Below are 15,071 nucleotides of genomic sequence, written 5' to 3' on the forward strand. Positions count from 1 at the left end.
TTAATGCATGAAACAGAGAAAGATACCTTTGCGCAAATGTGTGGCCTGTCATGAAATGATGCCAAAGAAGCAGTTGATCCGTGTCGTCAAAACCCCTGAAGACGAAGTATTGATTGACTTGACTGGCAAAAAGTCGGGACGCGGCGCTTACTTGTGCGGCAAAGCCGCCTGCTTCAAGCTGGCTCAAAAGAGCAAGGCACTGGATCGAGCATTGAAGCACTCGGTTCATCCTGATATTTATGAGCAGCTAAGTCGTGATTTTGCTGCCGTCGAGGAAGAATTCCTGGCGGCACAAGGCAGCGTGCAGGATGAATAAGGCGCTGTCTGGATTGGGTCTTGCCATGAGAGCTGGCAAGCTGCTAACAGGTGATGAGATCGTTTATAAAGCGATCAGGTCTTCAGAAGCCAAGCTGGTCATTCTTGCGAAAGATGCTTCAATGAATACTCAAAAGAAATTCCGCGACAAATGCGGGACGTACAAAATCCCCTTATTGATAGGATTTGACCGGGAAAGCTTGGGAAGCAGTATCGGCAAACCTGAACGGGTTGTGCTGGCTGTGACGGATCAAGGATTCGCGAAATTGATCAAGAAACATGCGGGGATAATGTCGGAGGTGGAGTATATTGAGTAAACAAGAAAGCAAAGACAAAGTGCGGGTATACGAATACGCCAAATCGTTGAACATGAGCAGCAAAGAAATTATCACCATTCTTAAACGGCTGGATATTCCCGTGAACAACCATATGAGCGTCATGGAACATGATGCCGTAGGTAAAGTGGAAAGTTTTTTTAAGAATATTAAATCCAATGCTGCGGCCAAGCAAGGCGGGGCAGGTACGGCGCAAGTAAGCTCGAATCAGGCCGGTTCAAGCCAGAATAGTAATCATTCAACTGAGCAAACCAAAAATCAACAGGAAAAGCAGGTAAGTATGAATAGGACAAACAACAACCAAAACAGTAACCGAAGTAGCGCTCCAAAAGCGCAAAGCAGTCAGCAGGGCGGTCAAAACCGCAGTCAACAAAGTACTAGCAGACCCACTGGTCAGCAAAGTACACAGAACCGCAGTAATGGTCAACAACAGGGAGGACAACAGCGTCCCGGCGGTAACACAGGTTCGCGTCCTCAAGGTAACCAAAGCACTAACTCACGCCCTCAGGGAAGTAGTCAGGGTGGTACGGCTGTAAGAACATCATCCTCCACAGGTAGCAACAATGCGAACCGTAGTGGTGGCAACCGTACAGGTAGTAACTCCAGCAACGGTGGTAACCGTTCCGGTCAAGGACGTTTTGACGATAACCGTCAAGGCGGCGGACGCGGTGGTAACGGTGGTCGTGGAGGCAATAATCGCGGCGGCAGCAATCGTGGCGGGAAATTTAACAATCGTGGTAAAGGTCAACAACAGGAGCGTCGCGAGAAAATCGACAACACGCCTAAGAAAATTATTGTGCGTGGTGAGATGACCGTAGGCGAAACAGCCAAGCTTCTTCATAAGGATGCGTCAGAAGTCATCAAAAAGCTGATTGTGCTCGGAACAATGGCGACCATCAACCAGGAACTGGATATGGATACCATCCTCTTGCTTGCCGGAGACTTTGGTGTCGAGGTAGAAGTGAAAATTCCTGTCGAAGAAGATCGTTTTGAAACCGTGGAAGAAAATGATGATCCTGCGGATCTCAAAACACGTCCACCGGTTGTAACGATTATGGGTCACGTCGATCATGGTAAAACAACTTTGCTGGATGCCATTCGCTCGACTAATGTAACCGGTGGCGAAGCTGGCGGTATTACACAGCATATTGGTGCATACCAAGTTGAAATTAACAGCAAAAAAATCACTTTCCTGGATACACCGGGTCACGAAGCCTTTACTGCTATGCGTGCACGTGGTGCCCAAGTGACAGATATGACGATTATCGTGGTTGCAGCTGACGACGGTGTTATGCCACAGACGGTCGAAGCTATTAACCATGCGAAGGCGGCAGGTCTGCCCATTATCGTAGCTGTGAACAAGATCGACAAACCGGATGCCAACCCGGATAAAGTGAAGCAAGAACTCACTGAATATGAATTGGTACCTGAAGAGTGGGGCGGCGATACAATTTTCGTCAACGTTTCCGCGAAACAAAGAATGGGTCTGGAAGACCTGCTCGAGATGATTCTGCTCGTAGCTGAAGTGAATGAGTACAAAGCGAACCCGAACAAACGGGCACGTGGTACCATCATCGAGGCAGAACTGGATAAAGGTCGCGGTTCTGTAGCCCGTATCCTCGTTCAGAACGGTACACTGAAAGTCGGCGATGCTTTCGTAGCGGGTAACTGCTTCGGACGTGTGCGTGCCATGGTCAACGATAAAGGTCGTCGTCTTAAGGAAGCAGGTCCTTCCACTCCAGTTGAAATTACTGGTTTGACAGAAGTTCCACTTGCTGGCGATCCATTCATGGTGTTTGAGGATGAGCGCAAAGCTCGTGCTATTGCTGACAGACGTGCGATCACGCAACGCCAATCTGATCTGGGCAGTAATACCCGTGTAACACTGGATGACCTGTTCCAACACATCAAGGATGGCGAAATGAAGGATCTGAACGTCATTATTAAAGGTGACGTACAAGGTTCCGTCGAAGCGTTGAAAGGTTCCTTGAACAAGATTGAAGTCGAAGGTGTGCGCGTTAAAATTCTTCACAGTGGTGCAGGAGCAATCACCGAATCCGATATTATTTTGGCAGCAGCTTCCAATGCTATTGTCATTGGTTTTAATGTTCGTCCGGATAACCAGGCGAAATCTACAGCGGAAGCTGAAAAAGTGGATATTCGTCTACACCGTGTCATTTACAATGTCATTGAAGAAATAGAGCAAGCCATGAAGGGCATGCTGGATCCTGAATATAAAGAAAATGTGATTGGGCATGCTGAAGTACGTAACGTATTCAAAGTTACTAAAGTCGGTACGATCGCTGGTTGTATGGTTACATCTGGTAAAATTACCCGTTCAGCAGAAGCACGCCTGATTCGTGATGGTATCGTCATTTTTGAAGGTAAAATCGACTCACTGAAACGCTTTAAGGACGACGCAAAAGAAGTTGCCCAAGGTTACGAATGTGGTATTACCCTTGATGGCTATAATGATGTTAAGGAACTCGACATTATTGAAGCGTTCGTCATGGAAACAGTGGAGCGCTAACGGCAGAGAGGTGAGCATCCATGGCTAAAATACGTACAGGTCGGGTTGGCGAGCAGATCAAGAAGGAGCTAAGCCAACTCATACAAACTGAATTAAAAGACCCCCGCATCGGTTTTATCACGGTAACGGGTGTCGATCTTACAAATGATTTGTCCCAAGCGAAAATATACTTGAGCGTGCTCGGGGATGAAGAACAAAAAAATTCTTCCCTGAAGGCATTGGACAAAGCGAACGGTTATCTTCGTTCTGAACTCGGCAAACGGATACGGCTGCGCCATATTCCTGAGTTGATTTTCAAAATTGACGAATCTATTGCTTACGGTAGTCGAATTGAAAAACTGCTGAGTGATATCGACAAGGATGAAAAATAAAACTTTTAGTTTGTCTGAAGGAACCATGAACTGAATGTAAAGGAGAAGGCAATGCATACCTATGAACAGGCGCTTCAACAAGCGAAGGAATTTATTCTGGAGCATGATGATTACCTGATCGTATCGCATGTACAGCCGGACGGAGACGCAGTCAGCTCCACCGTAACGGTGGGCTGGCTTCTCTCATGTCTGGGGAAGAAATTTACCATGCTAAATGAGGGACCTATTCCCAAGCGTATGGATTTTTTATGGCATGCCGATGAGATTATGGATATGAGCCAGCAACCGCCAGAACGGAAATACAACCGGATCATTTGTGTAGATTGTGCGGATTACCGTCGTGTTGGTTTGACAGAGCAGTTTTTTACGGAAGATGCCATTATCCTGAATATTGATCATCATCCAACGAATGATGCGTATGGTACAGTTAATGTGATTAAATCGGATGCTGCGGCAACAGCAGAAATTCTTTTTGACCTACTGAAAGAGTTCGCAGTAACTTGGGATGTCGAAATAGCTACGGCTTTATATACAGGGTTGCTAACGGATACAGGAGGTTTCCGTTACTCCAACACTTCACCGAAAGTGATGTCTACTGTGTCACAGCTACTTGCTTACGGTGTAGATGGTCCATCTTTATCCGAGAAATTGCTCGAGGAAATGACTTTTCCACAAATGAAGGTGCTGACAAAAGCATTGCAGACGCTCACGATGTCGGAGGATGGAAAAGTTGCTTGGGTCGTAGTATCACCTGACGACATGACGGAATGTGGCGCTGTAAATGAGGACTTGGAAGGCATTGTGAATTATCCAAGAAATATTCGTGGAGTTGAGGTAGGCATTTTCTTTAAGGTTATTAATGATCAAGCGGTCAAGGCCAGCTTGAGGTCGGCAGGAAATGTTGATGTAGCTGCGCTGGCTCAATCATTTGGGGGTGGTGGACATGTACGTGCAGCTGGCTGCCGTCTAGAGGGTAAGCTGGGAGATATCATTGAGACAGTTGTAGGGCGGGTGAAGTCTGAGCTATGAACCCGATAAAGAAGGAACAGGCAACTTGGGAAGGCGTTCTACCTGTCTATAAACCTGCTGGATTTACCTCTCATGATGTGGTGGCCAAGGCTCGCCGTTTATTAGGTATGAAGCGAATCGGACACACTGGAACGCTTGATCCGCAAGTAACCGGTGTTTTGCCCTTGTGTCTGGGACGTGCCACCCGTGTGGTGGAATACATGCAAGAGCGGCCCAAGGAATATCGGGCTACACTGCGATTAGGAATTGCCACGGATACCGAAGACCTAACTGGGAAAATCACGGAAGAGAGTGAACGTCCAGTAGAGGTGACGGAAGTGGAAGTCAAAGCGGTTTTGAAACGTTTTGTTGGTACGATTTCCCAAGTGCCTCCAATGTTCTCCGCGCTAAAAGTGGATGGCAAACGTCTATATGAACTGGCTCGAGAAGGCAAAACCGTGGAACGCAAAAGTCGTGAAGTGAGCATTTACGAGTTGGAAATGACGGGATTCGCGGAGACGGGGGCGTATGTGGATATTTCTTTTCGTGCCTTATGCTCCAAAGGTACTTATATCCGTACACTATGTGTTGATATTGGCCGTGAATTAGGATATCCTTCAACGATGGTTAAGCTGGAGCGAACCATGTCTGCGGGAATTCCTGCGGAACGTTGTCTGACTTTCGAAGAGATAGAGCGTTTCGTAGCGGATGGTAGTCTTGGAGAGCGACTTATTACAACGGATCAGGCGATTGACTATATGCCTGAGCATATAGTGGCTGAAGCCAAGGTAACTGCGGCTCTGCAAGGCCAACGTCTGTCGCTGAATATGATTTCACCACCTGTGACGGACAACCAGCCCTTCCGTTTGTATAAAGAGGATAAAACGTTTTTAGGCATATATGGTCGGGATGAATCAGACGCGATCGCTCCCATTAAAGTTTTTTTACCTTGAATTGTGCTATAATTTTGACGAAGTTAGTCAAATGATGTGAAATGCAGGTGAATTAATAATGATTACCGTATCGTTATCTTATCCATTGAGTGATGAGCTTTTGCAGCAATGGGGACGTCCACAGGTCACGGCGATCGGTCAGTTTGATGGTCTTCATCTGGGACACGCAAGCGTGATACGTAAGGCCGTTGCGCTGGCTCGTGAACAGCAAGTGCCGGTATCTGTCATGACATTTCATCCTCACCCAAAGGAAGTCATGAAAAAAGGCGATTATGAAGGTTATTTAACACCGCTTGCGGACAAGCAGACTATTCTGGCTGATATGGGTGTGGACGTACTTTATATTTTGAGTTTTAACGAAGAATTTTCTAAGGTCAGCCCTGAGGCGTTTATAAGCGATGTGCTGCTTCCGTTGCAAATTCGAACAGCGGTAGTAGGCTTTGATTTTCGGTTTGGCCACCGGGGAGCCGGGCATGAGGATACCCTCCGTAAGCTGGGAGGAGAGCTAATGTCTGTACACACCGTATCACCGTTCGAACTGGATGGGGACAAGGTGAGCAGTTCTGGCATTCGCCGTGCTTTACAGAACGGGGATCTAGCACATGCCTCTCGCTGGTTGGGACGTCCTTATCGTATCCAAGGTACTGTAATGGATGGAGAGAAGCGCGGACGTACGATCGGTTTTCCGACTGCTAATCTCAAACTGGATGATACCTACGTGATTCCGATCAAGGGTGTATACGCTGTACGGGCGCTTGTAGGCGATCGTTGGATAAATGGTGTAATGAATGTAGGGGTTAAGCCTACTTTTCATGAAGGTGTGCTGAATCCGTCGTTTGAGGTACACCTATTTGATTTTAATCAGCAAATTTATGGGAATTCTGTGCTTGTGGAGCTTCACCATTACATCCGCCCTGAACGCAAATTCTCTTCGGTGGATGAGCTGATCAGCCAAATTGGCAATGACGCACAAACGGCTAAAAAGCTGTTAGGCTAATTTATTTACATAAGACAGGCGCTGTGTTATACTGACTTATGTTGTGTAAACAACGATGAACCTTAGCTTGGTTGTCCGCTTTCACCGGCGGCTACGAGGCTAATGGCGATTATAATGAAGGAGGTGAACAGGATGGCATTGACTCAAGAGCGTAAACAGCAATTGATCGAGGAGTACAAAACTCATGAATCCGATACAGGATCACCAGAGGTACAAATCGCTATCCTTACTGAAAACATCGTCAACTTGCAAAGTCACTTTCGTTCGCACAAGAAAGACCATCACTCCCGCCGCGGGTTGTTGAAAATGGTCGGTCAGCGTCGTAAACTTTTGGCTTACCTGAAGAAGACTGATGTTAAACGTTACAGTGCGTTGATCGAGCGTCTCGGACTGCGTCGTTAATTTTCAGACATGTAATGAGAAAAGAAGCCTGGTTGTTCACCGCTTGTCCCTGCTAAGGCGACGGCGGACAGCAGCCGGGTTCTTTTTTGAAATGAGGAATCTTTTTTTGAATTACATATCCTGATTTGTCTGCTAGCTTCTTATGAATAAGCCCTGCGCAGGAAATACTGGATATGTATAGAACTTTTACAATGAAATGAAATGGAGGGATACCATGGAGCAACGCGTAGAAATGCAGCTCGGCGGAAGAAAGCTGGTGCTGGAAACAGGACGTCTTGCGAAACAAGCCAATGCGGCAGTTAAAGTGAGCTACGGAGAAACAGTTGTGCTTTGTACCGTGACCGCTTCCCGTGAACCGAAAGATTTGGACTTTTTTCCCCTGACCGTAAACTATGAGGAAAGATTGTATGCTGTAGGGAAAATTCCTGGCGGATTTATTAAACGTGAAGGACGTCCGAGTCAAAAAGCAATTTTGTCCAGCCGTTTGACAGACCGTCCAATTCGCCCATTGTTCCCGGAAGGTTTCCGGAATGATGTACAGGTGTTGAACCTGGTTATGAGTGTCGATCAGGATTGCGAACCTGAAATTGCAGCAATGATCGGAACCTCGGCAGCACTTAGCATTTCGGATGTACCTTTTAATGGGCCAATCGGTGGAGTCGCTGTAGGACGTGTAGACGGGCAATTTGTGATTAACCCGGATATTGCACAGCAGAATGCAAGCGATCTGTACCTGGTTGTAGCCGGAACGAAAGATGCCATCATGATGGTAGAAGCCGAGGGCAATGAGATTCCAGAGGAAGTTATGCTGGAAGCTATTATGTTCGGTCATGATGAGATTAAGAACATTGTGGCAGTCATTGAACAATTGGTGCAAGTAGCAGGTAAAGAAAAAATGCAGGTTAAACTGCATGCTGTTGATGAAAAAGTGAACAGTGAAGTACGTGCTTATGCAGCTGAACGTTTAATGGAAGCTGTTAAAATTGCAGAAAAACACGCCCGTCAAGAGGCGATTGATGCAGTCAACGAAGAGACAGTTGCCCATTTTGAATCACAATACATAGAGACACCTGAGCTTTTGAGCGACGTGAGCGAAGTTCTCTATGATATCGTCAAGGAAGAAGTACGTCGTCTGATCACGCATGATAAAGTGCGTCCTGATGGTCGTAAGCTTGACGAAATTCGTCCGATTGAAAGCGACACTAGCATTTTGCCGCGTACTCATGGTTCGGGCTTATTTACACGCGGTCAAACGCAAGCACTTAGCATTTGTACACTTGGTGCATTGGGTGATGTACAAATTTTGGACGGTATTGATCTGGAAGAAACAAAACGCTTCATGCATCATTACAATTTCCCGCCATTCAGCGTAGGTGAGGCTCGTCCTTTGCGTGCGCCAGGCCGTCGTGAAATCGGACATGGTGCTCTTGGTGAACGTGCACTTTCCAAAGTAATTCCTTCCGAAACTGAATTTCCATACACCATCCGTTTGGTTTCCGAGGTACTGGAATCAAATGGTTCGACTTCACAAGCTAGTATTTGTGCAAGTACACTGGCTATGATGGATGCAGGTGTACCGATTAAAGCTCCGGTTGCAGGTGTAGCGATGGGATTGATCAAGGATGGAGACCATGTTTCCGTATTGACTGATATCCAAGGGATGGAAGACCACCTGGGCGATATGGACTTTAAAGTTGCTGGTACTGCGGAAGGCGTAACTGCCATTCAAATGGATATTAAAATTAACGGTATTGACCGCCAGATTTTACAGGATGCGCTCAAGCAAGCTAAAGAAGGACGCTTGTTCATTCTTAGCAAAATGATGGAAGCGATCCAGAAGCCACGTGAGCAGTTGTCTCAGTATGCTCCAAAAATTATGACGATGCACATTAACCCGGACAAAATCCGTGATGTTATTGGAGCTGGTGGTAAAATCATCAACAAAATCATCGAAGAAACCGGCGTGAAAATCGATATTGAACAAGATGGTCGTGTGTTCATCGCTTCCACAAATCAAGAGATGAATGAAAAAGCACGTTCCATTATTGAGGGTATCGTAAAGGAAGTCGTGGTCGGTGAGATTTACATCGGTACAGTAAAACGGATTGAGAAATTCGGTGCATTTGTTGAAATTTTACCGGGCAAAGATGGTCTGGTTCATATTTCTCAACTGTCTACTGAACGTGTAGCCAAGGTTGAAGATGTAATTGCTATTGGGGATACAATTACGGTGAAAGTAACCGAAATTGATCAACAAGGTCGTGTCAATCTGTCCCGTAAGGCTGTTCTGACTGCAGAAGCACCTGCAAAATCCTAGGTACCTGCATGTTGCAGACTAGAAAGGCAGGAGTAGCTTTTCATATTAACAGTACAAGGGATTTGAATAGCATTGTTTAAGCTTTTGGAAAGAGGCAGAGCTACGTTTCTGGCTCTTTTTTCATACATATTGCACAAGCTGCGTCAAAGTAGGCTTCTAGAGGCTACTGCGTCATAGTTCTTGTCCTCCCCGCATACAATGTGGACAAACGGGCGGGAGGATGAAGGAATCATGAGTAGGGCAAAAAGAGCAGTGTGGGTGGTAGCCAGTTTAGCCATCACACTGGTAATCGGACAGTTTAGCGGGGTTCGTGACTTCGCTAATCAATTACGCAATGGAGACGCTACAGGAGTTGGGGAGCCTAAAGCTGAAACAACGATGGCGATGGCGGCTTTACCCGATAATGCGCTTATGCAGCGACTAAGAACAGAGGCAGCCCGTCAGCGGCGGGAACCAGTTGATGCCAAGATCGACAGGGTATGGAAGGCTATTCCAGGCTATAACGGACTGGAGGTGGATTTGGATGCTACCTATCGCAAAGCGATTGCATCTCCGGATCGACCCATTCAATATGTATATCGGCAATTGGCACCTAAAATACATTTAAATCAGCTTGGTAATGTTCCAATTTACAGGGGGAATCCCGAAAAGCCAATGGTATCCTTCATGATCAATGTAGCATGGGGGAATGAATTTATCCTGCCGATACTGAACACGCTGGATCAGGAAAAGGTCAAGGCCACATTTTTTCTTGATGGAAGTTGGCTGAAAAAAAATCCTGAACTCGCCAAGGAGATTCAAAAAAGAGGACATGAGCTTTCGAATCATGCTTACTCTCATCCGAATATGAGCCGTCTGAGTCGGGCCAGAGCCACACAAGAAATTGAAAAGACACAAGAGCTTCTTCAAGAAACTTTGGGCGTCAAAAATAACTGGTTTGCCCCTCCATCGGGCGATTTTAATCAGCAAACGGTGGATATAGCAGCAGAACGTGGGCTCAAAACAGTGTTGTGGACATTGGACACTGTAGATTGGAAACATCCGTCACCGGAATCGGTGATTAACAAAATCAGTAGTAAGGTTGAATCAGGCACACTGATATTAATGCACCCAACAGATTCCTCAGCGGCTGCTCTCAAAGGCATGATCCATGCCATTCGTAGTAAGGGACTTGTGCTCGGAACTGTCAGTCAGACACTTTCCCCTGATCGACAGCTACCTGCTCCGGTTGAGTGAACGTCTTTTTTCTGTTAGGATTGAACATTATGGCTAAGTATGCAATTCAGTTTAGGAGGGCCAATCGTGGAAAGAATTCAACTCAAAAACGGCCTAAGAGTGGTCATTGAAAAAATTCCAACCGTGCGTTCTGTTTCTTTCGGTATCTGGGTTAAAACCGGCTCCCGAAATGAAACGCCGGACAATAGCGGTATTTCTCATTTTATCGAACACATGCTTTTCAAAGGAACAGAGCGTTTTAACGCTAAGGAAATCGCTGAGCAATTCGATGCCATCGGAGGAAATGTTAATGCTTTCACTTCGAAGGAATATACATGCTATTATGCCAAGGTGTTGGATGAGCATCTACCGATCGCAGTTGATGTGCTGTCTGATATGTTTTTTAATTCCAAACTAGATCAGGAAGAATTGGCAAAAGAGAAGAATGTGATTTTGGAGGAAATCTCCATGTACGAGGATACACCGGATGATATGGTTCATGATCTTGTATCTCGCGCGGCCTATGGTGAACATCCACTGGCTTATCCGATTCTCGGAACCGAAGATCACCTGCTTGCTATGGATAGCTCACATCTCAGCCATTATATGAGGGAGCATTATACAATCGACAATACAGTTATCAGTGTGGCTGGTAATGTTGATGATCGCTTGGTAGAATTGTTGGAGCGACATTTTGGACATTTTGATAATCATGGAACCGTTTCGCCGCTGACAGTACCTGCGTTTAACGGTGAGCTGTTGTATCATGAGAAAGCAACGGAGCAAAATCATATTTGTTTATCCCTGCCTGGATTTGCAACGGGTGACGAACTCCAGTATGCTATGGTTTTGCTGAATAACGCGATCGGCGGCGGCATGAGTTCACGTTTGTTTCAAGAAATTCGGGAAAAGCGTGGACTGGCTTATTCGGTCTATTCCTATCATAGCTCCCATGCGGACAGTGGTATGTTCACGATCTATGCAGGTACGGCTCCTAAGCAAACAAAGGACGTGCTGGATTTGACGCTGGAGCTTTTACGAGATGTGGCTGTCAACGGTTTGGACGCTAATGAGCTTCGTAAAGGTAAGGAGCAATTAAAAGGAAGTTTGATTTTAAGCCTTGAAAGTACAGGTAGCCGGATGAATCGGCTTGGAAAAAATGAATTGATGCTTGGTCAGCATTATACGCTGGATCAAATGATCGAGCATATCGAGCAAGTGACGGCAAATGATGTGAATAAAGTGCTGGATCGGATGTTCTCGGAGCCGTTTGCCCTGTCGATGGTGGGAGCGAGTGATTCAGCGGTAAAGGATATGAGGAGGGACTGTTTTGTTAACTTACGTGGAAATTAACAGACTCGCGGGCAATGAAGATATTGAGCTGCCCCGCAAAATGTCAGAGCTTGCATCAGGGTTTGACTTGTATGCAGCAGTACAGGAAAATCTGGTACTGGAACCCGGCAAACGTTGCCTCGTTCCAACTGGATTTGCAATAGCTATGCCAGCGGGATTGGAGGCACAAATCCGTCCACGAAGTGGACTGGCTCTTAAGCATGGTATTACTTGTCTCAATACACCGGGAACGATTGATGCGGATTATCGTGGGGAGATTAAGGTACTTCTTATTAATTTGGGCGAGGAATCGTTCACGATTACGCGCAATGAGCGAATTGCACAAATGGTATTTCAGGTTGTACCTGAGGTAGAGCTGAAACAAGTAGACCAATTATCTGAAACAGTGCGTGGTGCTGGAGGCTTTGGCCATACAGGACGCTGAGGTTATGGTTAGTTTGCGATGTACGAATGTCTATTTTGTAAAATCTTCAAATTTACTTGCTTAAGAGTAAGCATGCAAATAAAGGTCGTCTCATAAAGGGGCGGCTTTTTTTTGTGTTTTTTCACCCCTCTCCGGGCACTCGCATAGACTAAAAGCATATCGTGTCTCGGAAAGGAGTGATCCGGATGCTAACAGGAATACGCGTCGTTGTTTTGGGTGGCGATGCGAGGCAGCTTGAGGTAATCCGCAAATGTGTGGACATGGATGCTACCGTCAGTGTGGTCGGTTTTGACAAGCTTGAAGTACCACTCAAAGGAGTGACACTAGAACCAATGTCTGTCAAGCTGCTGGAATCGTCAGACGCACTGATTTTGCCGGTGGTGGGATGCGATGAGGAAGGCAACGTAAATGCACTTTTTGGAGCACAGAAGCTCCAGTTTCTGAATGAGCATGCTGCTGCTCTTCCACCGCATTGTGTTGTATATACAGGGATGGCGCGGACGTACTTAAAAGAAATTTGTACCAGACATGAGTTAAAGCTGGTAGAGCTGCTGGAGAGAGATGATGTGGCCATATACAACTCTATACCTACGGCCGAAGGCGCACTGATGATGGCCATTCAGCATACCGATTTTACGATTCACGGTGCAGATTGTATGGTTCTAGGCATGGGACGGACTGGATTTACCATGGCAAGGGCACTACAGGGGTTGGGAGCCAGAGTGAAGGTTGGAGTACGGCGGGCAGAGGATGCAGCGAGAGCCGTGGAAATGGGTTGGAAGCCTTTTATGACAAGGGATTTAGCGCAAGAGACAAAGGGAGTTGACTTGATTTTTAATACGATACCCTCTATGATTATCACAGCGCAAATCCTGTCTAAATTGCCATTGAGCACCGTGATTATAGATCTTGCTTCCGCCCCGGGCGGATGTGATTTCCGTTATGCGGAAAAGCGTGGAATCAAGGCTATGCTTGCCCCTGGTCTTCCCGGTATTGTTGCTCCCAAAACTGCTGGTGCCATTATAGCGAATACGCTGGTGCAGTTGTTAATGGAAGATAATCCTGATCGGGGGGATGCACAATGAGTTGGCAAGGGAAAACAGTAGGTTATGCAATTACAGGCTCACATTGCACATTTGAAGAGGTAATGCCTGTTATACAGCGCTTTGTTGATGAGGGTGCGAAGGTCATTCCTATTATATCCAATACAGTACTAACAACGGATACTCGCTTTGGTACTTCGCAAAGTTGGCAAAAACAGTTGAAAGATATAACAGGGAATGATATCATTTCTACAATTGTGGAGGCTGAGCCACTGGGTCCCTCCCAAATACTCGATGTGCTGGTGATTGCACCTTTGACGGGGAATTCAATGAGTAAGTTAGCGAATGCGATGACAGACAGTCCGGTTTTGATGGCTGCCAAGGCGCAATTGCGCAACGGTCGTCCACTTCTTTTAGCCATATCTACTAATGATGGACTGGGTCTAAATGCTGCCAATATCGCCAAATTACTCGTAGCCAAAAATATCTTTTTTGTGCCGTTCGGACAGGACAATCCAGTTAAAAAGCCGAACTCGCTTGTAGCTAACATGGAGTTGATTCCCGAGGCTGCTTATGAAGCATTGCAAGGTAAACAGCTTCAGCCGATGATTGTGGAACGCAAGACCCCATGAAGTACTATAGTTAACTGCTGAGCATCCCTCGCCTAGAAGATGATTCGATATTGTATCGAGTCTAATTTCTTGTTGGCGGTGGATGCTTTCAGAATAAAAAATGGTTTTTTAGTCGAGAAGGGGAGATACACCAGATGAGCAATAGAAAGTTTAATGTAGCTGTCGTTGGAGCAACAGGCGCTGTAGGAGAACAGATCGTAAATCTGCTGGAAAAACGGGATTTTCCTGTGGACAAAATCAAATTTCTTTCTTCGCCTCGTTCTGCCGGCACGTTAATTAGCTTTAAAGGTCAGCAAATTCCAGTAGAGATTGCTACCCCCGACAGCTTTGAAGGAATCGACATTGCTTTGTTTAGTGCAGGTGGAGACGTAAGTAAGGAATTGGCGCCGCATGCTGTTCGTCATGGGGCGGTTTGCATTGACAACACCAATGCATTCCGAATGGATCCGACAGCTCCTCTTGTAGTGCCTGAGGTGAATAGCGACAAAATTGCCGAGCATCAAGGAATTATTGCGAACCCGAACTGCTCCACCATTCAGATGGTAGCTGCTTTGAAACCATTATATGATCAGTATGGCATTTCTCGTATCATAGTATCCACATACCAGGCCGTTTCCGGGGCTGGAAGCCGAGCTATTGATGAATTGAATCGTCAAAGCGCAGCGATTCTTAACGGTGATGAAGTTCAGCCTGATCTGTTGCCAGTAGGCTCGTTGCCAGTAAAGCATCAGATTGCTTTCAATGCTATCCCGCAAATCGATAAATTCCAGGACAATGGTTATACACTGGAAGAAATGAAAATGGTACGTGAAACGAAAAAAATACTGGGTGACGAATCTGTGGACGTAACAGCAACGTGTGTACGTATTCCTGTTGTATACGGTCACTCGGAATCTGTATATGTAGAACTTAAAAAAGATTATGATTTAGAAGAAATCCGCAATCTGCTGGCTTCGGCACCGGGAGTAACGCTAGTGGACGATCCTGCTGCTCAGCTTTATCCACTGGCATCCGAAGCTGCTGGAAAACCTGACGTATTTGTGGGGCGTGTACGCCGTGATTTGGGCAATAGCCGTGGATTGAATTTGTGGGTTGTATCCGATAATCTGCTCAAAGGAGCGGCATGGAACGCGGTGCAAATCGCGGAAATTATTGCTGCAAACGCGGAGTAACGTT

The 15,071-nt window shown here is 46.2% G+C and carries 15 protein-coding genes; all 15 read left to right on the forward strand.

Translation table 11 applies throughout. The annotated features are described in order from the left end of the window. Positions 1–7 precede the first annotated feature (7 nt). The 15 genes from MKY24_RS10200 (at position 8) to MKY24_RS10270 (ending at position 15,067) form a co-directional block, all read left to right on the forward strand. Positions 8–316, forward strand: coding sequence for a YlxR family protein (locus MKY24_RS10200; RefSeq protein WP_007430067.1), 309 nt, complete (start codon positions 8–10; stop codon positions 314–316). Further along, entirely contained in the window at positions 309–632 is a 324-nt protein-coding gene (locus MKY24_RS10205) for a ribosomal L7Ae/L30e/S12e/Gadd45 family protein (protein WP_013309928.1), read from the forward strand. The genes MKY24_RS10200 and MKY24_RS10205 overlap by 8 nt, the downstream gene beginning before the upstream one ends. Next, a complete protein-coding gene (infB, locus tag MKY24_RS10210) occupies positions 625–3,180 on the forward strand; it encodes a translation initiation factor IF-2 (protein WP_028542714.1) in 2,556 nt (851 codons plus the stop codon). Before MKY24_RS10205 ends, infB begins: the two co-directional genes overlap by 8 nt. Before the next feature lie 20 nt (positions 3,181–3,200). After that, positions 3,201–3,551, forward strand: coding sequence for a 30S ribosome-binding factor RbfA (rbfA, locus tag MKY24_RS10215; RefSeq protein ID WP_010346342.1), 351 nt, complete (start codon positions 3,201–3,203; stop codon positions 3,549–3,551). Between the two features lie 51 nt (positions 3,552–3,602). Further along, the gene (locus tag MKY24_RS10220) at positions 3,603–4,580 is read left to right on the forward strand and encodes a bifunctional oligoribonuclease/PAP phosphatase NrnA (RefSeq protein ID WP_023988218.1); all 978 of its coding nucleotides are present in this window, start codon (positions 3,603–3,605) and stop codon (positions 4,578–4,580) included. Continuing rightward, on the forward strand, positions 4,577–5,512 hold the full coding sequence (gene truB, locus MKY24_RS10225) for a tRNA pseudouridine(55) synthase TruB (protein WP_053325268.1): 936 nt from the start codon (positions 4,577–4,579) through the stop codon (positions 5,510–5,512). Before MKY24_RS10220 ends, truB begins: the two co-directional genes overlap by 4 nt. Positions 5,513–5,570: 58 nt before the next feature. After that, positions 5,571–6,509 (forward strand): bifunctional riboflavin kinase/FAD synthetase, encoded by a 939-nt coding sequence (locus MKY24_RS10230; RefSeq protein WP_028542712.1) that lies wholly within the window; start codon positions 5,571–5,573, stop codon positions 6,507–6,509. A gap of 132 nt (positions 6,510–6,641) precedes the next feature. After that, complete coding sequence (gene rpsO / locus MKY24_RS10235) at positions 6,642–6,911, forward strand: 30S ribosomal protein S15 (RefSeq protein WP_007430074.1); 270 nt, start codon at positions 6,642–6,644, stop codon at positions 6,909–6,911. 214 nt (positions 6,912–7,125) lie between these two features. Next, complete coding sequence (pnp, locus tag MKY24_RS10240; RefSeq protein ID WP_023988221.1) at positions 7,126–9,228, forward strand: polyribonucleotide nucleotidyltransferase; 2,103 nt, start codon at positions 7,126–7,128, stop codon at positions 9,226–9,228. A 231-nt stretch (positions 9,229–9,459) separates the two neighbouring features. Next, positions 9,460–10,464 (forward strand): polysaccharide deacetylase family protein, encoded by a 1,005-nt coding sequence (locus tag MKY24_RS10245; RefSeq protein WP_177235812.1) that lies wholly within the window; start codon positions 9,460–9,462, stop codon positions 10,462–10,464. A 66-nt stretch (positions 10,465–10,530) separates the two neighbouring features. Beyond that, a complete protein-coding gene (locus MKY24_RS10250) occupies positions 10,531–11,796 on the forward strand; it encodes a pitrilysin family protein (protein WP_053325269.1) in 1,266 nt (421 codons plus the stop codon). Then, entirely contained in the window at positions 11,774–12,220 is a 447-nt protein-coding gene (gene dut, locus MKY24_RS10255; protein WP_013309936.1) for a dUTP diphosphatase, read from the forward strand. The genes MKY24_RS10250 and dut overlap by 23 nt, the downstream gene beginning before the upstream one ends. A gap of 185 nt (positions 12,221–12,405) precedes the next feature. After that, positions 12,406–13,305 carry a dipicolinate synthase subunit DpsA gene (gene dpsA, locus MKY24_RS10260; RefSeq protein WP_028542709.1) on the forward strand — a complete coding sequence of 300 codons (900 nt, stop codon included), beginning with the start codon at positions 12,406–12,408 and terminating at the stop codon, positions 13,303–13,305. Continuing rightward, a complete protein-coding gene (locus MKY24_RS10265; RefSeq protein WP_023988226.1) occupies positions 13,302–13,895 on the forward strand; it encodes a dipicolinate synthase subunit B in 594 nt (197 codons plus the stop codon). The genes dpsA and MKY24_RS10265 overlap by 4 nt, the downstream gene beginning before the upstream one ends. 134 nt (positions 13,896–14,029) lie before the next feature. Then, positions 14,030–15,067, forward strand: a complete 1,038-nt coding sequence (locus tag MKY24_RS10270) for an aspartate-semialdehyde dehydrogenase (protein WP_013309939.1) — start codon at positions 14,030–14,032, stop codon at positions 15,065–15,067. The last annotated feature ends 4 nt before the right edge of the window (positions 15,068–15,071 follow it).

Origin of the sequence: Paenibacillus sp. FSL P2-0322 (genome assembly GCF_037975315.1) — a bacterium.
Taxonomy (GTDB): Bacteria; Bacillota; Bacilli; order Paenibacillales; family Paenibacillaceae; genus Paenibacillus; species Paenibacillus polymyxa_B.

Bases quoted from the DNA above. Each gene is read 5' to 3' on its own strand.
- MKY24_RS10200 (WP_007430067.1), top strand. From the start codon at position 8: ATGAAACAGAGAAAGATACCTTTGCGCAAATGTGTGGCCTGTCATGAA.
- MKY24_RS10205 (WP_013309928.1), top strand. From the start codon at position 309: ATGAATAAGGCGCTGTCTGGATTGGGTCTTGCCATGAGAGCTGGCAAG.
- rbfA (WP_010346342.1), top strand. From the start codon at position 3,201: ATGGCTAAAATACGTACAGGTCGGGTTGGCGAGCAGATCAAGAAGGAG.
- MKY24_RS10220 (WP_023988218.1), top strand. From the start codon at position 3,603: ATGCATACCTATGAACAGGCGCTTCAACAAGCGAAGGAATTTATTCTG.
- truB (WP_053325268.1), top strand. From the start codon at position 4,577: ATGAACCCGATAAAGAAGGAACAGGCAACTTGGGAAGGCGTTCTACCT.
- MKY24_RS10230 (WP_028542712.1), top strand. From the start codon at position 5,571: ATGATTACCGTATCGTTATCTTATCCATTGAGTGATGAGCTTTTGCAG.
- rpsO (WP_007430074.1), top strand. From the start codon at position 6,642: ATGGCATTGACTCAAGAGCGTAAACAGCAATTGATCGAGGAGTACAAA.
- pnp (WP_023988221.1), top strand. From the start codon at position 7,126: ATGGAGCAACGCGTAGAAATGCAGCTCGGCGGAAGAAAGCTGGTGCTG.
- MKY24_RS10245 (WP_177235812.1), top strand. From the start codon at position 9,460: ATGAGTAGGGCAAAAAGAGCAGTGTGGGTGGTAGCCAGTTTAGCCATC.
- dpsA (WP_028542709.1), top strand. From the start codon at position 12,406: ATGCTAACAGGAATACGCGTCGTTGTTTTGGGTGGCGATGCGAGGCAG.
- MKY24_RS10265 (WP_023988226.1), top strand. From the start codon at position 13,302: ATGAGTTGGCAAGGGAAAACAGTAGGTTATGCAATTACAGGCTCACAT.
- MKY24_RS10270 (WP_013309939.1), top strand. From the start codon at position 14,030: ATGAGCAATAGAAAGTTTAATGTAGCTGTCGTTGGAGCAACAGGCGCT.